19 protein-coding genes are annotated in these 22,741 nt (G+C 58.0%); 4 read left to right on the forward strand and 15 right to left on the reverse strand.

Annotated elements, in window-relative coordinates; translation table 11 throughout:
- Positions 1-14: 14 nt before the first annotated feature.
- From rpoD to rpsU, 3 genes are all read right to left on the reverse strand, one after another.
- Positions 15-1,865, reverse strand: a complete 1,851-nt coding sequence (gene rpoD / locus RYA97_RS08655; RefSeq protein WP_054077892.1) for an RNA polymerase sigma factor RpoD — start codon at positions 1,863-1,865, stop codon at positions 15-17.
- Positions 1,866-1,932: 67 nt separating this feature from the next.
- Positions 1,933-3,888, reverse strand: a complete 1,956-nt coding sequence (dnaG, locus tag RYA97_RS08660; RefSeq protein ID WP_057403173.1) for a DNA primase — start codon at positions 3,886-3,888, stop codon at positions 1,933-1,935.
- Positions 3,889-4,396: 508 nt separating this feature from the next.
- On the reverse strand, positions 4,397-4,612 hold the full coding sequence (gene rpsU, locus RYA97_RS08665) for a 30S ribosomal protein S21 (protein ID WP_002551877.1): 216 nt from the start codon (positions 4,610-4,612) through the stop codon (positions 4,397-4,399).
- Positions 4,613-4,810: 198 nt separating this feature from the next.
- Between rpsU and tsaD the strand changes: the two genes are divergently transcribed.
- Positions 4,811-5,836, forward strand: a complete 1,026-nt coding sequence (tsaD, locus tag RYA97_RS08670) for a tRNA (adenosine(37)-N6)-threonylcarbamoyltransferase complex transferase subunit TsaD (protein WP_316892125.1) — start codon at positions 4,811-4,813, stop codon at positions 5,834-5,836.
- Positions 5,837-5,871: 35 nt separating this feature from the next.
- Here the strand turns inward: tsaD and plsY are convergent, their stop codons facing one another.
- A complete protein-coding gene (gene plsY, locus RYA97_RS08675) occupies positions 5,872-6,441 on the reverse strand; it encodes a glycerol-3-phosphate 1-O-acyltransferase PlsY (protein WP_316892127.1) in 570 nt (189 codons plus the stop codon).
- A gap of 74 nt (positions 6,442-6,515) precedes the next feature.
- Here plsY and folB point away from each other — a divergent pair, with 74 nt between their 5' ends.
- Both folB and folK read left to right on the forward strand, forming a co-directional pair.
- The gene (gene folB, locus RYA97_RS08680; RefSeq protein WP_003316242.1) at positions 6,516-6,869 is read left to right on the forward strand and encodes a dihydroneopterin aldolase; all 354 of its coding nucleotides are present in this window, start codon (positions 6,516-6,518) and stop codon (positions 6,867-6,869) included.
- Positions 6,860-7,384: a 2-amino-4-hydroxy-6-hydroxymethyldihydropteridine diphosphokinase gene (gene folK / locus RYA97_RS08685; RefSeq protein ID WP_316886426.1), complete on the forward strand. Its 525-nt coding sequence runs from the start codon at positions 6,860-6,862 to the stop codon at positions 7,382-7,384. Before folB ends, folK begins: the two co-directional genes overlap by 10 nt.
- Positions 7,385-7,480: 96 nt before the next feature.
- Here folK and RYA97_RS08690 read toward each other — a convergent pair whose 3' ends face one another.
- The 11 genes from RYA97_RS08690 to RYA97_RS08740 form a co-directional block, all read right to left on the reverse strand.
- Positions 7,481-8,710 (reverse strand): multifunctional CCA addition/repair protein, encoded by a 1,230-nt coding sequence (locus RYA97_RS08690; RefSeq protein WP_316892130.1) that lies wholly within the window; start codon positions 8,708-8,710, stop codon positions 7,481-7,483.
- A 97-nt stretch (positions 8,711-8,807) separates the two neighbouring features.
- Positions 8,808-10,370, reverse strand: coding sequence for a SpoVR family protein (locus RYA97_RS08695; RefSeq protein ID WP_002551883.1), 1,563 nt, complete (start codon positions 10,368-10,370; stop codon positions 8,808-8,810).
- Entirely contained in the window at positions 10,367-11,638 is a 1,272-nt protein-coding gene (locus RYA97_RS08700; protein WP_002551884.1) for a YeaH/YhbH family protein, read from the reverse strand. The genes RYA97_RS08695 and RYA97_RS08700 overlap by 4 nt, the downstream gene beginning before the upstream one ends.
- 121 nt (positions 11,639-11,759) lie before the next feature.
- Positions 11,760-13,682 carry a PrkA family serine protein kinase gene (locus RYA97_RS08705; RefSeq protein ID WP_002551885.1) on the reverse strand — a complete coding sequence of 641 codons (1,923 nt, stop codon included), beginning with the start codon at positions 13,680-13,682 and terminating at the stop codon, positions 11,760-11,762.
- Between the two features lie 284 nt (positions 13,683-13,966).
- On the reverse strand, positions 13,967-14,287 hold the full coding sequence (glpE, locus tag RYA97_RS08710; protein WP_316886427.1) for a thiosulfate sulfurtransferase GlpE: 321 nt from the start codon (positions 14,285-14,287) through the stop codon (positions 13,967-13,969).
- Positions 14,284-15,180 carry a symmetrical bis(5'-nucleosyl)-tetraphosphatase gene (locus tag RYA97_RS08715; RefSeq protein WP_316892133.1) on the reverse strand — a complete coding sequence of 299 codons (897 nt, stop codon included), beginning with the start codon at positions 15,178-15,180 and terminating at the stop codon, positions 14,284-14,286. Before RYA97_RS08715 ends, glpE begins: the two co-directional genes overlap by 4 nt.
- Positions 15,180-15,560, reverse strand: a complete 381-nt coding sequence (gene apaG / locus RYA97_RS08720; RefSeq protein WP_316892135.1) for a Co2+/Mg2+ efflux protein ApaG — start codon at positions 15,558-15,560, stop codon at positions 15,180-15,182. The genes RYA97_RS08715 and apaG overlap by 1 nt, the downstream gene beginning before the upstream one ends.
- Positions 15,561-15,673: 113 nt before the next feature.
- Positions 15,674-16,480, reverse strand: coding sequence for a 16S rRNA (adenine(1518)-N(6)/adenine(1519)-N(6))-dimethyltransferase RsmA (rsmA, locus tag RYA97_RS08725; protein WP_004660123.1), 807 nt, complete (start codon positions 16,478-16,480; stop codon positions 15,674-15,676).
- Positions 16,477-17,466, reverse strand: a complete 990-nt coding sequence (gene pdxA, locus RYA97_RS08730; RefSeq protein WP_005744001.1) for a 4-hydroxythreonine-4-phosphate dehydrogenase PdxA — start codon at positions 17,464-17,466, stop codon at positions 16,477-16,479. The genes rsmA and pdxA overlap by 4 nt, the downstream gene beginning before the upstream one ends.
- The gene (locus tag RYA97_RS08735) at positions 17,463-18,785 is read right to left on the reverse strand and encodes a peptidylprolyl isomerase (RefSeq protein ID WP_002551891.1); all 1,323 of its coding nucleotides are present in this window, start codon (positions 18,783-18,785) and stop codon (positions 17,463-17,465) included. Before RYA97_RS08735 ends, pdxA begins: the two co-directional genes overlap by 4 nt.
- Positions 18,766-21,546 carry an LPS-assembly protein LptD gene (locus RYA97_RS08740; protein WP_002551892.1) on the reverse strand — a complete coding sequence of 927 codons (2,781 nt, stop codon included), beginning with the start codon at positions 21,544-21,546 and terminating at the stop codon, positions 18,766-18,768. Before RYA97_RS08740 ends, RYA97_RS08735 begins: the two co-directional genes overlap by 20 nt.
- A gap of 129 nt (positions 21,547-21,675) precedes the next feature.
- Between RYA97_RS08740 and RYA97_RS08745 the strand changes: the two genes are divergently transcribed.
- A complete protein-coding gene (locus RYA97_RS08745; RefSeq protein WP_054995949.1) occupies positions 21,676-22,701 on the forward strand; it encodes an aminoglycoside phosphotransferase family protein in 1,026 nt (341 codons plus the stop codon).
- Positions 22,702-22,741 lie beyond the last annotated feature (40 nt).

Consider the following 22,741-nt stretch of genomic DNA (forward strand, 5'->3'; position numbering starts at 1 on the left):
ACTCGCTGGTGCGATTACTCGTCGAGGAACGAGCGCAGGTGCTCGCTTCTTGTCGGGTGACGCAGCTTGCGCAGTGCCTTGGCTTCTATCTGACGAATCCGCTCGCGGGTAACGTCAAACTGCTTACCGACCTCTTCAAGCGTGTGATCGGTATTCATGTCGATGCCGAAACGCATGCGCAGAACTTTTGCTTCACGGGCGGTAAGGCCCGACAGCACTTCGCGTGTCGCTTCTTTCAGGCTTTCAACAGTGGCGACATCGATTGGCGACTGCATGGTCGAGTCTTCGATGAAGTCACCCAGATGCGAATCTTCGTCGTCGCCGATCGGGGTTTCCATGGAGATCGGCTCTTTTGCGATCTTCAATACCTTGCGGATTTTATCCTCAGGCATTTCCATGCGTTCGCCCAGCTCTTCCGGGGTCGGTTCGCGACCCATCTCCTGCAGCATCTGCCGGGAAATACGGTTGAGCTTGTTGATCGTCTCGATCATGTGCACCGGAATACGGATGGTGCGGGCCTGGTCGGCAATCGAGCGAGTGATCGCCTGACGGATCCACCAGGTGGCATAGGTCGAGAACTTGTAGCCACGACGGTATTCGAACTTGTCCACAGCCTTCATCAAGCCGATGTTGCCTTCCTGGATCAGATCGAGGAATTGCAGACCACGGTTGGTGTACTTCTTGGCGATGGAGATAACCAGACGCAAGTTCGCTTCAACCATCTCTTTCTTCGCGCGGCGGGCCTTGGCCTCACCGATCGACATGCGACGGTTGATGTCCTTGATCTCGGCTATTTTCAGGCCGGTCTCTTCTTCCAGTGCCGACAGCTTCTGCTGGCAACGCTGGATGTCAGGCTGCAAACGACCGATGGCTTCGGCGTATTTGCTCTTGCCCTTGGCCAGTGCGTCAGTCCAGCCTTCGTCAACTTCGTTGCCTGGGAACTGGCGCAGGAAGTCGGCGCGCGGCATACGTGCATCACGTACACACAGCTGCATGATGGCGCGTTCCTGAGCACGAAGACGCTCAAGAGCACCCCGCACACGCTCTACCAGACCTTCAAACTGCTTTGGAACCAGTTTGATCGGCATGAACAGTTCGGCAAGTGCAACCATTTCGGCAATGGCGTGCTTGTCGTCGCGACCGAATTTCTTCAGCGCCTTGCGGGTGATTTCCATTTGATCGGAAACCGCACCGAAGCGCTGCTGGGCGATGACCGGATCGGGACCGCTTTCGACTTCGTCTTCGTCGTCGCTGGCGTCTGCCGATTCTTCCTCGTCGTCATCGGTGCCTTCGGCCTTGACGGCTTTGGGGTCGACAGGCGGAGGTACTTCGGCAGGCGGCGCAATGCCGTCGTCCGGGTCGATATAGCCGCTCAGAACATCGGAGAGGCGACCGCCTTCACTGGTGACACGTGTGTATTCGGAAAGAATATGGTCAACCGTGCCAGGGAAGTGCGCAATTGCGCCCATCACTTCACGGATGCCTTCTTCGATACGTTTGGCGATTTCGATTTCGCCTTCACGGGTCAGAAGTTCAACGGTACCCATTTCACGCATGTACATACGAACGGGATCGGTGGTACGCCCGATGTCGGTCTCGACCGCTGCCAACGCTGCAGCCGCTTCTTCTGCGGCTGCCTCGTCGGTATCGGCGTCGGCCAGCATCAAGGCGTCCGCATCCGGAGCACTCTCGTGTACCGGGATCCCCATGTCGTTGATCATGCGGATGATGTCTTCCACCTGCTCGGGATCTGAAATATCCTCGGGCAAGTGGTCGTTGACCTCTGCGTAAGTCAGATACTTCTGCTCACGACCCAGGGTGATCAACTCTTTGATACGAGATTGCTGTTGCGCTTTTCCGGACATAACACCCTATCCACTGAAGGTCTTGGCGGGCAAAAAACAAGCCGAGGATTATACCCGAGCTATGACCTCACGCGCCAGTTGAGGTCGGGGTTTGTGCGGGAACATTGCGATTTAGCAGTTCCCTAAGCTGAATTTTCTCTTCTGCGCTCAACTCGGTTTGACGAGCCTTGCTGATCAGATGTTCCAGACTGCGCTCGCGTTGGCGAGCGGATAAGCTAGTTATAGTGTCGAAAAACTGTTGTTCAAGGTTGTCGGCCTCAATCAGCCATTCCTTTTCTGCCAGAGCGCGCAGCAAACGGCCCTGTTCAGTCCCGTGCCACCTCGCTATCAACTGTAACGACCGCAGGTTGGGATTCTTTTGCCTGGCTTCGATAAGGGCGACCAGCAGTTGCGCGTTAGATTGGTCTTCTGCAGCGAAATGGCTGGCATTTTCGACCTTTTCGGCCAGTTCAGGGTGATGCAGCAAGGTTCTCAGTGCGGCCTGCATGGGTGGCTCGACAGCGGTCGGTACACGCGGCGTTCGAGGTTCGAAGTCCTGACGCTTACCTTTTTTGCCCCAGGATTTGTTGTCCCATTTTTTTTGATTCTGACCGCCTGTTTTCTTTGGCGTCCATTCCTGCTGTGGCTCATAACCGCCTTGAGGCTGGTAATCGGCAAAGTCAGGCATGGCGTCGTAATCGACATAGGGGTCGTAGCTCGGTGGCGCATCCACCGGCGCGCTCTGTACCAACTGACTGACGGCCTCGCCGGTAAGCCCGGTAATTTCGGTCAGGCGTTGGCGCATCAGAATGCGCAGGTTCGCCCCAGGCACTTTATCGATGAGTGGCGCCGCGAGGGTGGCCATGTGCGCCTTGCCTTCCAGCGAGCGTGGGTCAGACTCTTTGGTCAGTTGCTCGAAAAAATAATCGGCCAGTGGCTGGGCGTGCTGATTGATGCGTGCCTTGAACGCGTCGGTGCCTTCGGAGCGCACTAGCGTGTCCGGGTCTTCGCCCTCGGGAAGAAACAAAAAGCGCGCCCGACGCCCGTCCTGCAGGTTCGACAGGGTGGCTTCCAGTGCCCGCCACGCGGCATTGCGCCCGGCCTGATCGCCGTCGAAGCAGAACAGCACGTTGGGCACGACCCGGAACAGTCGTTTCAAATGCTCTTCGCTGGTCGCGGTACCCAGCGTGGCCACGGCATTGCGCAAACCTTGCTGCGCCAGGGCGATGACGTCCATGTAGCCTTCAACGACGATGATTTCATCGAGGTTGCGATTGAATTTGCGGGCTTCGAACAGCCCGTACAGCTCCTGGCCCTTGTGGAAAACCGGTGTTTCCGGCGAGTTCAGGTATTTGGGCTTGTCATCACCCAGCACGCGCCCGCCAAAGGCGATGACGCGTCCGCGCGAGTCGCGTATCGGAAACATCACCCGGTCACGGAAGCGATCATAGCGTTTGCCGGTTTCGGCGTTCTCGATCAGCAGACCGGCATCGATCATGACCTTTTGCTGCAGTGAGTCGCTGCTCAGGTGCTTGTACAGGTTGTCCCAGCCTGGCGGAGCAAAGCCCAGGCCAAAGTCTCTGGCGATTTCACCGGACAGCCCGCGGCCTTTGAGGTAATCCACCGCTGCCTTGCGCGATGGATGGCTTTTCAACGCCTGGCGATAGAACTCGGCGGCGGCGGTCAGCAGTGGGTAGAGCGGGGAATCGGTTGGCTGGCGGGGCTTCTGGCCTTTTACGCCCTGTTCGCGAGGCACTTCCATGCCTGCTGCTTTGGCGAGGTCTTCGACAGCCTGGGGGAAATCCAGATTGTCGTGATCCATGATGAAGCCGAGCGCGTTGCCGCCAGCGCCGCAGCCGAAGCAGTAATAGAACTGTTTGTCCGGGCTGACGCTGAAAGAGGGTGTTTTTTCTTTGTGGAACGGGCAGCAGGCGGTGTAGTTCTTCCCGGCTTTCTTGAGCTGCACGCGCGAACTGACTATATCGACAATGTCGGTGCGGTTCAGAAGGTCGTCGATAAAGCTCTGGGGAATCAGCCCGGCCATGGCGTTCTCATCATTCAAGCGTGGTGCAAAAGTATCGGGAGACTCTACGAGCGTTCCGTCAGCCTGTCAGCCGTCTTTTTGAAGACGTGGGCAATCAACGGGCACGTCTTTGCATCCGATGGTCGGTGTGGGCCTGAAAGGGAAATAAACTTGAGCCTGCGGGCAGGTCATAAGGCTTCACGCTGGGTGTCCACCTGAGGGTGACAAAACCCGGATACATAAGCCTGGGTGCACGGAAGACGCTGCCTTGGCTGAGCTTCTTGCGAAGTCATCAAGGCATACTCGTCTTATCATCGACCGGTCTGCTGCCCGAGTGGGCATGGCCGATGTAGCCTGTGAACAGGCTGGACGTGCTTGATTGAATGTCTGAGTCGCATCGGCGGCCTGGACGAGGTCAATCAATCTAGCTAACGCGCAATCCAGTTAACGCAAAAAAGCGAAGCTGGAACTGCCGACAGCCCGGCTGGTTGGCCGGGCAAGGCAGAAGCTTGCGACGAAGGTCTGTAAATTAATACAGACGAACGGCGCGGCGCTGTTCGCGCTGGACTTTCTTGGCGTGGCGTTTGACAGCAGCTGCTGCCTTGCGCTTACGCTCCGAAGTCGGCTTCTCGTAAAATTCGCGGCTACGAACTTCAGCCAGAACACCGGCTTTTTCGCAGGAGCGCTTGAAACGACGCAGAGCTACGTCGAAGGGTTCGTTCTCTTTAACTTTGACGGCTGGCATCCAGAGCTACCTTCATTCATTACCGGGGTCAACGCTTAGTGCAAACACTGCACAAAAGTACGTCGGTTTTTAAGGGTTGCGGATGTTAACCCCTCATTGAGAGGAATGCAAAGCCTCTGATCGAAAACCGCTGGTCGGCACCTCGGTCGACGACTATTATGCGCGCCTTCAAATCTGCCCCCTACAAGGCGCAACCCCATGCTAGTACTGGGATTAGAAACCTCCTGCGACGAAACCGGTGTCGCGTTGTACGACAGCGAACGCGGTTTGCTCGCGGACGCATTATTCAGCCAGATCGACCTGCATCGCGCCTATGGCGGTGTGGTGCCGGAGCTCGCTTCGCGCGATCACGTCAAGCGCATGCTGCCGCTGATTCGCCAGACACTGGCCGAGGCGGACTGCGTGGCCACTGACATCGACGCCATTGCCTACACGGCCGGACCGGGTCTGGTAGGTGCATTGCTGGTCGGCGCCTCGTGCGCTCAGGCGCTGGCATTCGCCTGGGATATCCCGGCGTTGGGCGTTCACCACATGGAAGGCCATTTGCTGGCCCCGATGCTGGAAGAAAACCCGCCGCAGTTCCCGTTCGTCGCGTTGCTGGTGTCCGGTGGGCACACGCAACTGGTACGCGTCGATGGCATCGGTCAGTACGAACTGCTGGGCGAGACGCTGGACGATGCAGCAGGCGAGGCGTTCGACAAGACCGCCAAAATGATGGGCATGCAATACCCAGGCGGCCCGGAGATTTCCAAGGCGGCGATGCAGGGTGTGGCGGGGCGTTTTGTCTTTCCCCGGCCGATGACTGATCGTCCCGGGCTGGAATTCAGTTTCAGCGGGTTGAAAACTTCTGCGCTCAATACCTGGCAGCAATGTCAGGGCGCTGGAGACGACAGCGAGCAAACCCGCTGCGACATCGCTCTGGCGTTCCAGCAGGCGGTAGTGGAGACTTTGACCATCAAGTGCAAGCGTGCGCTCAAACAGACCGGCCTCAAGAGCCTGGTCATTGCGGGCGGCGTCAGCGCGAATAAGGCGCTGCGGGCTTCGCTGGAAAGCATGCTCGGCGGCCTGCGCGGCCATGTTTACTACGCAAGGCCCGAGTTCTGTACTGATAACGGCGCAATGATCGCCTTTGCGGGCTGTCAGCGTTTGCAGGCAGGGCAGAAGGAGGATTTGAGCATCAGCGTGCAGGCGCGTTGGCCCATGGAGCAGTTGCCGGGGCTGTGATGACAGGCGAGGGTGCGATGATTTCAGGTTGCCCTTCAGAAATGTCGTTCGCGCCCGGCGAGCAGGTCGCGTAGATTGCCGCGATGGCGCCAGACGATGAGCAGCGTCAATACGCTCATCGGCAACAGCGCATGAGGTTCTTGCCATGCCAGTAATGGCAGGGTCAGCGGTGTGGCAATCAGGGCGGCAAGCGAGCTGGTACGCGTCAGGTAAAGCGTCAGCAGCCAGGCCGCTATCGCCAGGGCGGCTGCGGGCAGGTACAGCCCCAGCAGCACGCCGGCGGCTGTTGCGACACCTTTGCCACCACGGAAGCGAAAGTACACTGGGAACAGGTGGCCCAGCACTGCGCAGACGCCGATCCAGCCCTGTTGCGCGATGTTCAGGTTCCAGGCGCTGGCGATCAGGATTGGCAGCAGGCCTTTGCAGAGGTCGCCAAGCAGGGTCAGGATGGCCAGTTTTTTTCCGGCCAGACGCAGCATGTTGGTAGCACCGGCATTGCCCGAGCCACTGGCGCGCGGGTCTGGCCTGCCGCTCAGGCGGCTGAGCAGAATGGCGAAGGACAGCGAGCCAAGCAGGTAGGCGAAGGTGGCCAGTAACCAAAACATGCGAACCATTCCGGGCGAGGATGCCCTGATTCTAACGGCGCATCGCGCCCTTGTCGTGCAGTGGAGAGTAGTGCTTGGACAGAGTTTTCATCGAGGGCCTTGAGGTCGATACGGTCATTGGCGCCTATGACTGGGAGCGCGGCATTCGTCAGTGCCTGCGTCTTGACCTCAGCTTCGCCTGGGACAATCGCCCCGCAGCTGCTGGGGATGATCTGAGCAAGGCCCTCGACTACGCCAGTGTTTCGACACGTATTCAGGCATTCGCCGAGCAGGCACAGTTCCAGCTGGTGGAGACCTTCGCCGAGCGACTGGCTGAAGTGCTGATGGGTGAATTCAATATTCCTTGGCTGCGCCTGAAACTGACCAAGCCGGGTGCTGTCGCGGCCGCTGCCGGTGTGGGCGTGGAGATCGAGCGCGGATGTCGCTGACGCGGATTTTCCTCGGCCTGGGGAGCAATATCGAGCGCGAGCGTCATCTACATGCCGGGCTGGATGCGCTGGATGGCTTTCTGACTGACCTCAGCTGCTCGCCGGTTTTTGAAAGCCATGCGGTGGGCATCAAGAGCGGGCCATTCTTCAATCTGGTGGTGTCGGCGTTGACCGATCTGCCGTTGATGGAGCTTGATCGCCGCCTGAAATTCATCGAGGCCGATAATGGCCGCTATGCCCCGGATCGCAAAGGGCTGCCGCTGGATATCGATGTGCTGTTGTATGGCGAGCAGGTCGGCAATTTCGACGGTTTGATTTTGCCGAGAGCGGAAATTCTGAAGAATGCCTTTGTGCTGTGCCCATTGGCATTGATTGCCCCTGAGCGTCTGCATCCGGGTGTGGGGATTGCCTTCAGCAAGCTCTGGGCTGACGCGCAGATCGATCAGCAGCTCTGGCCTGTGGCTTTTGAATGGCGCGGCTTGGGCCTTACGCCTGAGAGTCTGCTGCGTAGCTGAGTGGGTTCGTGGTTCTCGGGTGCTGAAGATCGGACGCAGAGCGTCCAGGGCTGTGCTCCCACGCTGGTGGGTGGGAGCGATAGTAGTCAGTTAGAGTCAGGCGACGTGCTCCGCCTTATAGATTTTCAGCGCCTTGAGGCGTTCGTTCTTTAGCGCGTCGCCCAGTTCCTTGCCCTTGAAGCCTTTCTCCAGCAGCGGCTGTACTGACACCGCTCGAGCGGCCTGTGCTGCACCGCGCAGGTAATCAGCCTGTGGATAACTGCGTTGTTCGAAGCCGTGACGTCCTCGCGCGTCCATCTCGCACGCCGCAATGAACTCTTCAAAACGCTGCGGGCGACGGTAGACGTCGAAACTTTGCAGCAGCTCCAGCAAAGTCGAGGGTTTCAGTTCCAGCGCCCGATGGCCGTGGGTGTGGTACTGGCCGACCAGTAGCGCCAGTTCCTGGCATTCCCTGGGTACCCGGAAACGCTCGTTGACCGCTTTAATCAGGCGCAGGCCGGTATGTTCATGGGCGATGTGCCTGGGCCATTCGGCTTCTGGCGTCAGCCCTTTGCCCAGATCGTGCAGCAGGCAGGCCCAGCGTACGGTCAGCGGGTGTTTGTGAATCGCAGATTGCTCTAGCACGCTGAGGACGTGTACGCCGGTGTCAATTTCCGGATGATGCGCAGCGGGCTGCGGCACGCCAAACAGCGCTTCAACCTCAGGCATCAGTTCCTTGAGTGCGCCGCAGTCGTGCAGTACCTGGATGAACACCTGAGGCTGCTCTTCCATGAGGGCGCGTGAGATTTCCTTCCAGCTTCGTTCGGCAGTCAGCGCCTTGAGTTCGCCGGATTCACTGAGCTGGCGCATCAGCCCCAAGGTCTCGGGTGCGATGGTGAAACCGTAACGTGCGTAGCGCGCTGCGAACCGGGCCACGCGCAAGACCCTAAGCGGATCTTCGGCGAATGCGGGGGAAACGTGGCGCAATATTCGCGCTTCAAGGTCTTTCTGACCGTTATACGGGTCGGTCAGGTTTCCGTCCTTGTCTTCGGCCATGGCATTGATCGTCAGGTCGCGCCGAATCAGGTCCTGCTCAAGCGTTACCTCGGGGCTTGCGTGAAAAACAAAGCCTCCATAGCCCACGCCGCTTTTGCGCTCGGTGCGCGCCAGCGCGTATTCCTCATTGGTCAGCGGGTGCAGAAACACCGGGAAGTCTGTGCCGACCGGGCGATAGCCCTTGACCAGCATGTCCTCAGTGCTCGCGCCGACCACGACCCAATCAATATCAGTGACAGGTTGACCCAAGAGGCGGTCGCGTACAGCACCGCCCACTTTATAAATCTGCATAAAAAGCCTCCGTAAGCGCGACAGGATAAACCTTGTGCCGTGCTTGCGGAGGCTAAAGCTGCATGAGCAGCCGTTTAAACAGCCTTTTCCCTAACGCCTAAAGATGGACGACCGCCATATCAAGCCGGGGATACTCACTGTCGGCATGCTCGCCTTTTGGAGGTACATGATGGGTCTTGACCACCTGATCGCCCTGCAGGGTTTCGAGATGGATATCAAAGCCCCACAGCCGGTGCAGGTGCTTGAGCACCTCGTCTGTCGAATCGCCCAGCGGTTTTCGGTTGTGCTGTTGGTGGCGCAGGGTCAGCGAGCGATCGCCTCGGCGGTCGATGCTGTAGATCTGCACGTTGGGCTCCCGATTGCCCAGGTTGTATTGCGCAGCGAGGATCTCGCGAATGGTCCGATAACCGTTTTCATCATGAATGGCAGGCACCAGCAGGTCTTCCTGCTGGTCGTCGTCCATGATGCTGAACAGCTTGAGGTCGCGAATCACCTTGGGCGACAAGTATTGGAGAATGAAGCTCTCGTCCTTGAAGCTGGTCATCGCAAACTTGATCGCCGTCAGCCAGTCGGTGCCGGCAATTTCCGGAAACCACTGCCGGTCCTCATCGGTAGGGTTTTCGCACATCCGGCGTATGTCCTGATACATGGCAAAGCCCAGCGCGTAGGGATTGATGCCGCTGTAGTAGGGGCTGTCAAAACCGGGCTGGAAAATCACGCTGGTGTGCGACTGCAGAAACTCCATCATGAAGCCGTCGGTGACCAGTCCTTCGTCGTACAGGTCGTTCATCAGCGTGTAATGCCAGAACGTTGCCCAGCCTTCGTTCATCACCTGGGTCTGGCGCTGTGGATAAAAGTACTGCGCGATCTTGCGCACAATGCGCACCACTTCGCGCTGCCAGGGCTCCAGCAGCGGCGCGTGTTTCTCGATGAAATAGAGAATGTTTTCCTGCGGCTCGGCAGGAAAGCGTGCGTTGTCCTCTTTGCTGTTTTTTTCGGCGTTCTTCGGAATAGTGCGCCAAAGATCGTTGATCTGGCGCTGAAGATGTTCTTCCCGATCCTTCTGACGCCGCCGTTCCTCTTCAGCGGAAATCGGATACGGACGCTTGTAGCGGTCCACGCCGTAGTTCATCAACGCGTGGCACGAGTCGAGCAAATCTTCCACGGCGTCGATGCCATGCCGCTCCTCGCATTGCATGATGTACTGCTTGGCGAACACCAGATAATCAATGATCGAGCTGGCGTCGGTCCAGGTGCGGAACAGGTAATTGCCCTTGAAGAAGCTGTTGTGGCCATAGCAGGCGTGCGCAACGACCAGCGCCTGCATGCAGATGGTGTTTTCTTCCATCAGGTAGGCAATGCACGGGTCCGAGTTGATCACAATCTCGTACGCCAGCCCCATCTGGCCACGCGAATAGGATTTTTCAGTGCTGAGAAAGTGCTTGCCGTATGACCAGTGATGGTAGCCCAGGGGCATGCCCACCGAGGCGTAGGCATCCATCATCTGTTCGGCAGTGATCACCTCAATCTGGTTGGGATAGGTGTCCAGAGCATACCGTTCGGCAATTCTGCCGATCTCACGGTCGTAGGCCCGGATCAGTTCAAATGTCCACTCTGACCCCGTGGAAAGGGGTTGGCGCTTCTGCTCTCTGGCGGTCATGACACTAACCTTCGCTGGAAGAGTTCGCGGAATACCGGATAAATATCACCGGCAGAGACCAGCTGCTGCTGGGCGAACGTGTCGGCGTAGTCTTCACCGATACGCTCGTATTCGTACCACAAGGCCTGGTGCTCACGCGGCGTGATCTCCACGTACGTGTAGTACTGCACGAAGGGCATGATCTGTTTGGTCAGGATTTCCCGGCAAATGGGCGAATCGTCGTTCCAGTTGTCTCCGTCCGAGGCCTGTGCCGCGTAAATATTCCAGTCGCTGCTTGGGTAGCGTTCGGCCATGATCTCCTGCATCAGTTTCAATGCGCTGGAAACGATGGTGCCGCCCGTTTCCCTAGAATAGAAAAACTCTTCTTCGTCCACTTCCCGGGCGCTGGTGTGGTGGCGAATGAACACAACGTCGATCTTGTCGTAATTACGCTTGAGAAACAGGTACAGCAGGATGAAGAAGCGCTTGGCGATGTCTTTGGTCGCCTGGGTCATGGATCCGGAGACGTCCATCAGGCAAAACATGACCGCTTTGGAGCTGGGGTTGGGTTGTTTGACCAACAGGTTGTACTTGAGGTCGAACGTGTCGAGGTACGGTACGCGACGAATACGTGCTTTCAGTCGATCGATTTCTACTTCCAGTTCCTGAATATCGCCGAAGTTGTCGGGCTCTTCGCGCTTCATACGCTCAAGCTCGACAGTTGCCTCTTTGAGTTTTGCCCGGCTGCTGCCGGACAGCGCAATGCGTCGCGCATGCGCCGAGCGCAGGGTACGGATGATGTTGATGCGTGAAGGGTTGCCTTCGTTGCTGATACCCGCGCGCACGGTCTTGAAGGTGTCGGTACCGGTCAGGTTGCGCTTGACCAGGTTCGGCAGCTCCAGGTCTTCGAACATGAATTCAAGAAACTCTTCCTGAGTAATCTGAAACGAGAACTCATCCATGCCTTCGCCGGAGTTGCCTGCCTTGCCAGGCCCTTTGCCGCCACCGCCGCCTTGAGGGCGAGCGATGTGCTCGCCTGTGGTGAACTCCTTGTTGCCTGGATGAACAACGGTCTGTTTGCCGCCACGACCGTGATGCAACACCGGTTCGTCAATGTCGCGTCCGGGAATACTGATCTGCTCGCCGTGTTCCATGTCAGTAATGGAGCGCCGGCTGACCGCTTCCTCCACTGCCTTTTTAATGTGGTCACGGTAACGCCGCAGAAACCGCTGCCGGTTTACCGTGCTCTTGTTCTTGCCGTTGAGACGTCGGTCGATCACATAGCTCATAGGCTCCTCCGGGGAGCTTCAAGTTGTAAGCTTCAAGCTGCAAGCGAGCGCGCCATCGATCCCGAAGCCGGGCCTCGATCGCTTTTCGCTTGCAGCTGATAGCTTGAAGCTTGCAGCTGCTTTATTGCGATTTCCGCACGCGCAGATACCATTCGGACAGCAGACGTACCTGCTTGTCCGTGTAGCCCCTCTCGACCATTCGTGTGACGAAGTCGTTGTGCTTCTGCTGATCCTCCTTGCTGGCCTTGGCATTGAAGCTGATGACGGGCAGGAGGTCCTCGGTGTTGGAGAACATTTTCTTCTCGATCACCACGCGCAGCTTCTCGTAGCTGAGCCAGGTCGGATTCTTGCCGTTGTTGTTGGCGCGGGCACGCAGCACGAAGTTGACGATTTCGTTGCGGAAGTCTTTCGGGTTGCTGATGCCGGCCGGTTTCTCGATCTTTTCCAGCTCCTCGTTCAAGGCCACGCGATTGAGAATCTCGCCGGTTTCCGGATCGCGGTATTCCTGATCCTGAATCCAGAAGTCTGCATACAGCACGTAGCGGTCGAAAATGTTCTGACCGTACTCGCTGTAGGATTCCAGGTACGCCGTCTGGATTTCCTTGCCGATGAACTCGATGTAGCGGGGTGCCAGGTATTCCTTGATGAAACGCAGGTAGCGTTCACGCGTCTCTGCCGGGAATTGCTCCTGTTCGATCTGCTGTTCCAGTACGTACAGCAGGTGCACCGGGTTGGCAGCAATTTCGTGTGGATCGAAGTTGAAGACCTTGGACAGAATCTTGAACGCGAAGCGGGTAGAGAGACCGTTCATGCCTTCGTCGACGCCCGCACTGTCGCGGTACTCCTGGATCGACTTGGCTTTGGGGTCGGTATCTTTCAGGTTTTCGCCGTCATACACGCGCATCTTGGAGTAGATGTTGGAGTTGTCAGGCTCTTTGAGGCGCGACAACGTGGTGAACTGCGCGAGCATCTTCAAGGTGTCAGGCGCGCAATGCGCTTTGGACAGCGAGCTGTTGAACAGCAGCTTGTCGTAGATCTTGATCTCGTCGCTGACACGCAGGCAGTACGGGACCTTCACGATGTAGATACGGTCGATGAAGGCTTCGTTGTTCTTGTTGTTGCGGAAGCTGTGCCATTCCGATTCGTTGGAGTGCGCCAGCAGAATACCGGTGAACGGGATGGCTCCCAGCCCCTCGGTGCTGTTGTAGTTACCCTCCTGGGTCGCGGTCAGAAGCGGGTGAAGGACCTTGATCGGTGCCTTGAACATCTCGACGAATTCCATCAGGCCTTGGTTGGCCCGGCACAGTGCTCCCGAGTAGCTGTACGCGTCGGCGTCGTTCTGTGGGAATTCTTCCAGTTTGCGAATATCGACCTTGCCGACCAGCGCGGAAATATCCTGGTTGTTTTCGTCGCCGGGCTCGGTTTTCGCTACGGCGATCTGGTTGAGAATCGAAGGGTAGAGCTTCACAACCTTGAACTGACTGATGTCACCACCGAACTCGGCCAGGCGCTTGGTCGCCCACGGCGACATGATAGTGCTCAAGTAGCGTCGCGGAATTCCGAAGTCTTCTTCCAGAATCGCGCCGTCCTCAGTGGCGTTGAACAGGCCCAGAGGCGACTCGAAGACTGGCGAGCCCTTGATGGCGTAGAACGGGACTCTTTCGATCAGTTGCTTGAGCTTTTCAGCCAGGGACGACTTACCGCCGCCAACCGGGCCGAGCAGGTAAAGGATTTGCTTCTTCTCTTCCAGGCCTTGGGCGGCATGGCGGAAATACGAAACAATCTGGTCGATGCATTCTTCCATCCCGTGGAAGTCGGCAAAGGCTGGATAGCGGCGTATCACCTTGTTGGAGAATATTCGCGAGAGCCTGGAGTTGGTAGAGGTATCCACCAGTTCGGGCTCGCCAATGGCCAGCAGAAGACGTTCTGCGGCAGAGGCATAGGCGCTGCGGTCCTGTTTGCAGAGCTCCAGATACTCCTGTAGCGAGAGCTCTTCTTGCCGTGTGCTTTCGAAGCGTTGTTGGAAGTGGCTGAATATACTCATGACGTCACCTCGCTCGATACGTGGAGCCGGCGGCGGATCGTCAGTCGATGCTGGCAGCGACCGCAATGCGGCTGCTGTTTCCCCCCAGAACACCTTAAAAGTAACTACCGATGACCCACGCGCCGGTGTACCGGCTCTCCCCTGAATACGGATGGCCTAGGCTAAGGATAGTTCGGATTCGGAAAGATAAAGAAGGGATGCGCGAGAAGACGGGCTGACCGTTCGTCAGATGGCTCGCGAGCCCGCGTAGAACGCGGGATCAGCTGTCATAAAAATATTTTTTATCAGCCTTGCACGGTTTCGTCAGGGTAAGTGGCGCGCCACAGCTCGAAACCACCGTCGACGCTGTACACCTCGGAGAAACCCTGGCCGACCAGATAGGCTGCGGCGCTCTGGCTGGAGTTGCCGTGGTAGCAGACAACGACTAGCGGCTTGTCCAGATCGGCCTTGGCGATGAAGTCGGCAATCGAGTAATTGTCCAGATGCACGGAGTCAGGAATGTGATTGCTTTGAAAGGTCTGCGCATCACGAACATCGACCAGCACTGCGCCTTGCTCGCGCAGCGCCTGTGCCTGTTCAGGTGGAATACGTTTGAATTCGGTCATTGCGTGGGCTCCTGAGCCTGGGGGTTAGTGGCGGTGCCGGCCTGTGCGCTTGTAACAAGCCCGTTGGCGGCATGGCCGACAGCATCGCAATTGCACTGGTGACGTTCAAGGGTATCAACGTTGAGCAGCGTCATCGAACCGCCCCAGACACATCCGCTGTCGAGGGCAAAGACGCCCGGCTCGTTGCAGCGACCCTCAAGCGCCGCCCAGTGGCCAAAAATGATTTTCAGCTCACGGGTCTTGCGTTTCGGGTGGCTGAACCAGGGCGCATAGCCAGGTATGGCGGTTTCAACGCCTTCCTTGCTCTTCAGGTCGAGCTTGCCATCGCTGGTGCAGAAGCGCATACGGGTGAAGTAGTTGGTAATGACCCGCAAACGCGTGACGCCTTGCAGGTCGTTGTCCCACTTGGCCGGCTCGTTGCCGTACATGCCGTCGAGAAAAGCGCCATATAGCTGGTCTTCCTGAAGTGCCTGCTCGACTTCGGCTGCGTGCTTCAAGGCCTTTTTCAACGACCACTGCGGCGCGATACCCGCATGCACCATGGCAACGTTGCGTTCTGCATCATAGTGCATCAGCTTTTGCCGACGCACCCAGCCGAGCAATTCGTCACGGTCCGGCGCTTCAAGGATTTCGCGCAGCGTGTCGCCTTTTTTGAGCAGTTCGTGTTTACGGGCGACCGCAAGCAGGTGCAGGTCATGATTGCCCAGCACGCACACCAGCGATTCACGGAGGCCGTACAGGTAGCGAAGTGTTTCCAGCGATTGCGGGCCACGATTGACCAAATCGCCCACCAGCCAGAGTCGATCATGCTCGGGGTTGAAGTGGACGTGCTCGAGCAGGCATTGCAGAGGTTCAAGGCAACCTTGCAGGTCACCAACGGCGTACACCGCCATCAGTGCAGCGAACCCGGGACGGCCAGACGAAAGGGCTTTATGACCGCATCAAAGCGTTTACCGTCTTCAGCCAGCATCTGATAAGAACCCTGCATATTGCCCACGCGGGTGGTCATTACCGTACCGCTGCTGTAGGTATGGCTTTTACCGACCTTGATCAACGGTTGCTGACCGACCACGCCCTCGCCGCGCACCTCTTCGACATGGCCGTCGCCGTCGGTGATGACCCAGTGACGCGACAGCAGCCTGGCAGGTAATTCACCGTTGTTGTGCACGGTGATGGTATAGGCGAAAGCGAAGCGATTCTGCTCGGGTTGCGACTGTTCCGAGAGAAAGCGTGTGACGACGCTGACGTCGACCTTGTAACGAGAATCGGGCATGCAATAGGCCTTGAAATCCATAACGAAAAAAGGGCGTGTGCGGCAGGTAGACAAGTCTAGGACAAGTAAGCGGGAAATGACGACTGGCAGTGCCGTTTACCTGTCCTCAGGGTTCACTCTGTCACAACTTTTTCGCTGAGAGTGTCTGCCAGGCGGACGAATGCAGCCAGGTCGAGTTGCTCGGGACGCAGACTGCCGTCTACCCCGGAAGCGGTAATTTCGTCACTGCTCAGCAATAATTTGAGTGTATTGCGCAGGGTCTTGCGACGCTGGTTGAACGCTTCGCGCACGACCCGCTCCAGCACGCGGTGATCCTTGGCAGGGTGCGGCAATGTTTCGTAAGGGACGAGACGCACAATGGCCGAGTCCACTTTCGGCGGCGGGTTGAACGCCCCCGGCCCTACGTTGAACAGATGCTCCACGCGGCAATGGTACTGGACCATGATCGACAGGCGACCCCAGTCACCGCCGCCGGGACCGGCAGCCATGCGCTCGACCACCTCCTTCTGCAACATGAAGTGCATGTCGCGGATCAGGCTGGCGTTTTGCAACAGATGAAAAATCAACGGCGTCGAGATGTTGTACGGCAGGTTGCCCACGACACGCAGGCTGCGCGGTTCGGCGCCCAGGCTGTTGAAGTCGAACTTCAGTGCATCACCCTGATGCAGGTTGAAATTTGGCTTGTTGCCGAACTGGCCGGTGAGGATCGGGATCAGGTCCTTGTCCAGCTCGACCACGTCCAGCTGTGCGCCGCTGTTGAGCAGCCCTTCGGTCAGCGCGCCCTGGCCCGGTCCGATTTCCAGCAGCCGGTCTTCAGGTTTGGCACGAATGGCGCGCAGGATTTTGTCGATAACGCCTGCGTCGTGCAGGAAGTTCTGACCGAAACGCTTGCGCGCCCGGTGTTGGTATTGCTCGGTCATGAATGGGTCTCGGCCATCTGGTAGGCGGTTTGCAGTGCAACGTGCAGGCTGCCGGTGTCGATGTTTGCGGTGCCAGCCAGGTCCAGCGCCGTGCCATGATCGACAGAGGTGCGGATGATTGGCAGGCCGAGCGTCACATTGACTGCTGCGCCGAAACCTTTGTATTTCAGCACGGGCAAGCCTTGATCGTGGTACATCGCCAGCACTGCGTCGCAGTGCTCCAGATATTTGGGGGTAAACAGAGTGTCGGCAGGCAGTGGGCCGCGTAAGTCCAGGCCCTCGCTGCGCAGGCGCTCCAGAGTCGGTTCGATGATGTCGATTTCTTCACGGCCCAGATGCCCGCTTTCGCCTGCATGAGGGTTGAGGCCGCAGACCAGAATACGCGGGCGGGCAATGCCGAACTTGTTCACCAGATCGGCATGCAGGATGCGTGTCACGCGCTCCAGTCGGTCTGGCGTGATGGCATCAGCCACCTCGCGCAACGGCAGGTGCGTGGTCACCAGCGCCACGCGCAGGTCGCCGGTCGCCAGCATCATCACCACCTGTTCAGTGTGGGTCAGTTCGGCAAGAAATTCGGTGTGTCCGGAAAACGCGATACCGCCGTCGTTGATCACGCCTTTGTGCACCGGGGCGGTGATCATGCCGCTGAACAGCCCATCCAGGCAGCCCTGGCCCGCGCGAATCAGGGTTTCCAGGACGAATGCAGCATTGGCCTTGTTCAGTACGCCGGTTTCTACCGCAGCTGCCAAGGGCGTATCCCAGACGTACAAACTGCCGGCAGGCGCAGGCAGGTCGGGAAGCGTATCAGGGGTGACGTCAAGCAGACTGACCGCCACACCCAGTTGCGCGGCCCGCTCAAGGAGCAGGTCACGGCTGGTGATGGCGATCAGGGGGTATGGCTGAGGCTGCGTGGCGAGCAGCAGGCAAAGGTCAGGGCCTATGCCGGCCGGCTCGCCGGGTGTCAGGGCGAAACGCTTGGGTTTCACTGCGCAGCCTGGGTCGCGCCAGGGAGTTTGATCTCAACGTAGGCTTCGTCACGGATCTGACGCAGCCAGGTTTGCAGCTCTTCGTCGTACTTGCGGTTACGCAGTACGTTCAACGCCTGCTGTTCACGCGCCTGATCGGTAGCATCCGTGGAACGACGACCGAGAACTTCCAGAACGTGCCAGCCATAAGCGGTCTTGAACGGTTTGGACAATTCGCCTTGTGGCGTCTCGTTCATGACCTGACGGAACTCCGGAACCAGAGAGTTCGGATCAACCCAGTTCAGATCGCCGCCATTGAGTGCCGAGCCCGGATCTTCCGAAAAGCTTTTCGCCAGTTCGGCGAAGTCTTCGCCATTCTGGATGCGGTCGTAGATTTTCTCGGCAAGACGCTTGGTCTCTTCTTCGTTACGGATCTCGCTTGGTTTGATCAGGATATGACGCACATGCACTTCATCACGCATTTGTGCCTGCCCCTGGCCGCCACGTTTTTCCAGTAACTTGAGGATGATGAAACCGCCCGGCGTGCGCGCTGGAGGCGTCACGTCGCCGACAGGCATTGCGCTGAGCATGTCACCGAATGGCGGTGGCAGTTGCGCAGCCTTGCGCCAGCCCATGTCGCCGCCTTCCAGTGCGTTTTCGCTGGAGGATGTGGTGGCTGCGAGTCGAGTGAAGTCAGCACCTTTCTTCAACTGGTCATAAATGCCCTTGGCTTTGACCGCTGCAGCCTGGATGGCATCCGAAGAGGCGCTGTCAGGCGTGGCGATCAGGATGTTGGCCAGGTGGAACTCTTCAGACAACTGAGCCTTGCCCTGATCGGAGGCGAGGAAGTTTTTCACTTCCTGCTGGGATACCTGGATACGTTCGGCCACCCGGCGCTGACGCACACGGCTGATGATCATTTCCCGGCGCACCTGCTCGCGTGCATCGTTATAGGACAAACCGTCATGAGCCAGCGCGGCGCGGAACTGCTCCACGCTCATGTTGTTGCGCTGGGCAATGGTGCCAATGGCCTGATTGAGTTCGTCGTCGGAGACACGAATGCCGGACCGTTCGCCCATCTGCAGCTGCAGGTTTTCCAGAATCAGACGATCCAGAACCTGTGGTTGCAGGGCTTCTGCAGGCGGTACACCAGAGCCGCGCTTGGCAATGGTTTGCTGAACCTCACGTACACGCTGGTCCATCTGGCTTTTCATGATCACATCGTTGTCGACGATAGCCACGACACTGTCCAGAGGTTGAACCGCAGCATGCACTGCACCGCTCAGGAGTAACGCGCCCAGCATCAGCGGGCGCAGACAATCAGAAAGCTTGGTCTTCACGTTCACGATAACCTTGAATGCCTTTGTCGAGGAAGCTGTCTACCTTGGCGCCAGTTACACCGCCGAGCCCCTTCAACACGATTTGTAGGAATATGCCGCGGTCGCCTTTCTCGTTCTGAGGCGCTGCCTGACTGAACTCGTCGTAGTCGACCCAATAGCGGTTGACCAGACGCATTTTCCAGCAGCAGTTGTCGTACTCGAACCCGCCGAAAGCTTCGATGGTGCGCTCACGGTTGTAGTCATACTGCCAGCGGCTGATCAGGCTCCACTGCGGCACGATTGGCCAGATGACCGAGAAATCGTGCTGCTGGATCTTGTAGTAGTCCTTCACGTAGTTGGCATCACCCGGACGTCCGTAGTCGCCACCCCCCACGATCCAGCGGCCAGTGCTTTCGTCGTAACGAATCTGGTCGTTGCGATAGCGATAGCCGAGGTTGACGATCTTGTTCGGGTTGTCTTCAGGCTGGTAATGGAACATTGCGCTGCCCGAACGGGTGCTCTTGCTGTCCGGATCCCAGTTGAAATCGGAGTTGAAGCGCCAGTCGCGGTTGAAGCGGTATTCATATTCCAGTGCGTAAGGCGAAACGTTGGCGCGCGCATCATCACGATCAGCGAACACGACGCCAGGCAATTGCACCTTGCGGTCTTCGAAATACAGCGCCTGGCCGATGCTGAAGCGTTGACGTTCAAAGCCGTTGCTTTCAATCCAGCGGTTGGTGATACCCAGCGACAGCTTGTTCTCGTCGCCGATGCGGTCGGAACCGGTGAAGCGGTTGTCACGGAACAGCGAGGCATAGTTGAACGTGCTTTCGCTGGTGTCGAATACCGGGATGTCGGTCTGGTCTTTCTCGGGTACATAGAGATAGAACAGGCGCGGTTCCAGGGTTTGACGGTAATCCTTGCCGAACCAGTTGGTGTTGCGGTCGAAGTACAGGCCGCTGTCGACGCTGAAGATCGGCACGCTGCGGCTTTGACTACTGCTGTATTCCTCGCCAGCCAGAAGCGAGCTTTTGCCCTGACTGTCCAGGTCCAACGCGTACTGGGTGTAGACGTACTTAAGCTTCGGTGTCAGGAAACCATAGGTCCAGTTCATTGGCAGGCTGACGGACGGCGCCAGATTCAGGCGGTCCCCGTTTGCCCGGGCAAGGCCGGTGATGTTGTTGTCCAGGCGTGTCTCGGAGTTGCCATCTTCATCGATGAACGCGCCGCTGCGCAGATCACGTTCGAAGCGAACGGCTTCAGTCTGATAATCAAACTTCAGACCACCCGGGTTGTAAGGCAACGTACCGTTGAGCGTCAACTGTGGCAGGCGGTTGTAAGGCGTAACGTTCGCAACCGTAGCCAGCTTGTAAGCCTGAGCGTTGAGCACTGCCGAGTAGCTGTCGCCACGGTAGGTCAAAGAGCCCTGTTGGTTGAGGAAGTCAGTCCGTTTAACGCCGATCTGATCGGTTTCCAGATCCTGGAAGTAATACGGGTCGCTGATGTCGGTGTAATCAACCTGGGTCAGCCAGCGCGTATCAAGCCCGCCCTTGTGCTGCCAGTTGATCATCCAGCGAGTCTTGTCATAGTCCGACTGCAGCTTGCGGTCGTCATTCTCGTCGTTCAGGTACGCGCCGCCAAACTGGCCTTCGCTGCCTTTGGTCAGGTAGCGGAACTCGCCTTCCATCAGCAGGCCGCGGTCAGCCATGTAACGCGGGTACAACGTGGCGTCGTAGTTCGGTGCCAGGTTGAAGTAGTACGGAGTAACGAGCGTGAAACCGTTATCGCCGCCTGCCGCAATGGTCGGCGGCAGGAAGCCGGACTGGCGACGGTCGTCGATCGGGAAGTAGATATACGGCGTGTACAGAACCGGAATGTCCTTGACCCGCAGGGTAACGTTGGTCGCTGTACCAAAGCCGGTGGCCGGGTTCAGCGTGATGTTGTTGCCCTTGAGCGTCCAAGCGTTGCTGTTCGGCTCACACGAGGTGTAGGTACCGTCCTTGAGCCGGATGATCGCGTTCTCTGCACGCTTGGCGTACAGGGCGTTACCGCGAATGTTCGACTTGTGCAGGACGTACTCGGCATTGTCGACACGGGCTTCGCCGGTATCGAGTTGCAACTCGGCCTTGTCACCGACGATCAGCGCGCCGTTGTCGCGCAGACGGACATCGCCGTTCAGCTCGCCACGGTTTTCGGCCTGATGCAGTGCTGCCTCTTGAGCCTGTACCTGCATGCTGCCCTGGCGCAACACGACATCACCTGCCAGCGTCGCGACCTGCGCTTCCTGTTCGTAACGCGAAGCCTTGGCTCCGACGAACATAGGCGCGTCTTTCATCGGCGTCTTGTCGTCCATGCCTGGGCGGATCGGCTCGACGTAGGCACCCGAGCAATACGGACCGGTCTCGGCCAGTTGTGCTGCGGTCAGCTTTTCGCGAGGAACCCAATCAAGGTGGCTGTAGTCAGCACTACGCGACCTCAGACCTTTGCCCTTGGCTTCGGTAACCAGTTGCGTACCCGCAACCTGCTCACCCGAAGAGGTGCCTTGCGAGGTGACTGTGCCGTTGGAACTGACCGACGTCGTGTCATGCACGGGGCGCGGAGGCAGGTCCACTGCAGCAGCATTGGATTTCGGCGCACAGTTCCAGGCACCCGAAGCAGAGACTGAGCAGTCATACTGTTCCGCGGCGACCACGAACTGAGTGGCCAGAGGTTGCATCGCCAGCAGACTGCCGGTTACGAGCAACGGAAATTTTTTACGAAACGCGGGGGATTTCAATGCCATCTTATTAGTCCGGGCTTCCTGCGCGCCATCTGCCCGCGGGGGGGCCGCACGCCTCTCGATGGGCTGAAAAAGATTCCGGATAATAAAGCATGACCCGCTTGACGGCTAGCGCCGTCGGAGACCCTTGTAATGTCAGATCAAGATATACGCCTGCAATCCCTGAAAGTTTGGCTCGATGAGCAGTTGCCAGCGCTGTTTGCGGCGCAAAATTGGGGCGCTGTACCCCCGGCTACATTGACTGCGGCCAGTAGTGACGCAAGTTTTCGTCGTTATTTTCGCTGGGAGGGCGCTGGCCGAACTTTTATTGTGATGGACGCGCCGCCACCGCAGGAAAACTGCAAACCGTTTGTGGATATCGCTCATTTACTGAAAAAGTCGGGCATTAATGTTCCAGAAATTTATGCCGAAGACCTGACGCAAGGCTTTTTGCTGCTCAATGATCTTGGCCGTCAGACCTATCTGGATGTGATTGACGCTGACAATGCCGATGCCTTGTTCGCCGATGCAATCCAGGCGCTGCTGGCCTATCAGCAACTGCCGATGGACGCGCCGCTGCCCAGCTATGACGTCGCGTTGCTGCGCCGTGAACTGGAGCTTTTCCCCGAGTGGTACGTAAAGCGCCACCTGGGTATCGAGATGGACGAGGCGCAACTGAGCGATTGGCAGCAGGCCAGCGAGTTGTTGATCAACAGCGCTCTGGCGCAGCCCAAAGTGCTGGTGCATCGCGACTACATGCCGCGAAACCTGATGATCAGCGAGCCCAATCCAGGCGTGCTGGATTTTCAGGACGCTGTCTACGGCCCGGTCACCTATGACGTGACTTGTCTGTTCAAGGACGCGTTCCTGAGCTGGCCACAAGAACGCGTCAGCGACTGGCTCAGAATCTACTGGGATCAGGCGCGTGCCGTTGGTATCCCGGTGCAGGAAGATTTTGCAGCCTTTGAGCGCGCCAGTGATCTGATGGGTGTTCAGCGCCATTTGAAGGTGATCGGTATTTTTGCCCGCATCTGCCACCGCGATGGAAAACCGCGCTATCTGCAAGACGTCCCGCGCTTTTTCGCTTATATAGAGGCAGTTTTGTCGCGTCGCCCCGAGCTGGCCCAACTCGGGCAATTGCTTACCAGTCTGCAGCAACCGGTAGAGACCGCTGTCTGATACGCCAGCGACGGCCTGAAAATGGCTATTTTGAAAGAAA

The organism is Pseudomonas syringae group sp. 26L6 (assembly GCF_032587815.1).
GTDB lineage: Bacteria > Pseudomonadota > Gammaproteobacteria > Pseudomonadales > Pseudomonadaceae > Aquipseudomonas > Aquipseudomonas amygdali.

Coding starts and splice junctions, on each gene's coding strand:
- rpoD (WP_054077892.1), bottom strand. CDS start 1,865: ATGTCCGGAAAAGCGCAACAGCAATCTCGTATCAAAGAGTTGATCACC.
- dnaG (WP_057403173.1), bottom strand. CDS start 3,888: ATGGCCGGGCTGATTCCCCAGAGCTTTATCGACGACCTTCTGAACCGC.
- rpsU (WP_002551877.1), bottom strand. CDS start 4,612: ATGCCAGCCGTCAAAGTTAAAGAGAACGAACCCTTCGACGTAGCTCTG.
- tsaD (WP_316892125.1), top strand. CDS start 4,811: ATGCTAGTACTGGGATTAGAAACCTCCTGCGACGAAACCGGTGTCGCG.
- plsY (WP_316892127.1), bottom strand. CDS start 6,441: ATGTTTTGGTTACTGGCCACCTTCGCCTACCTGCTTGGCTCGCTGTCC.
- folK (WP_316886426.1), top strand. CDS start 6,860: ATGTCGCTGACGCGGATTTTCCTCGGCCTGGGGAGCAATATCGAGCGC.
- RYA97_RS08690 (WP_316892130.1), bottom strand. CDS start 8,710: ATGCAGATTTATAAAGTGGGCGGTGCTGTACGCGACCGCCTCTTGGGT.
- RYA97_RS08695 (WP_002551883.1), bottom strand. CDS start 10,370: ATGACCGCCAGAGAGCAGAAGCGCCAACCCCTTTCCACGGGGTCAGAG.
- RYA97_RS08700 (WP_002551884.1), bottom strand. CDS start 11,638: ATGAGCTATGTGATCGACCGACGTCTCAACGGCAAGAACAAGAGCACG.
- RYA97_RS08705 (WP_002551885.1), bottom strand. CDS start 13,682: ATGAGTATATTCAGCCACTTCCAACAACGCTTCGAAAGCACACGGCAA.
- glpE (WP_316886427.1), bottom strand. CDS start 14,287: ATGACCGAATTCAAACGTATTCCACCTGAACAGGCACAGGCGCTGCGC.
- RYA97_RS08715 (WP_316892133.1), bottom strand. CDS start 15,180: ATGGCGGTGTACGCCGTTGGTGACCTGCAAGGTTGCCTTGAACCTCTG.
- apaG (WP_316892135.1), bottom strand. CDS start 15,560: ATGCCCGATTCTCGTTACAAGGTCGACGTCAGCGTCGTCACACGCTTT.
- rsmA (WP_004660123.1), bottom strand. CDS start 16,480: ATGACCGAGCAATACCAACACCGGGCGCGCAAGCGTTTCGGTCAGAAC.
- RYA97_RS08740 (WP_002551892.1), bottom strand. CDS start 21,546: ATGGCATTGAAATCCCCCGCGTTTCGTAAAAAATTTCCGTTGCTCGTA.
- RYA97_RS08745 (WP_054995949.1), top strand. CDS start 21,676: ATGTCAGATCAAGATATACGCCTGCAATCCCTGAAAGTTTGGCTCGAT.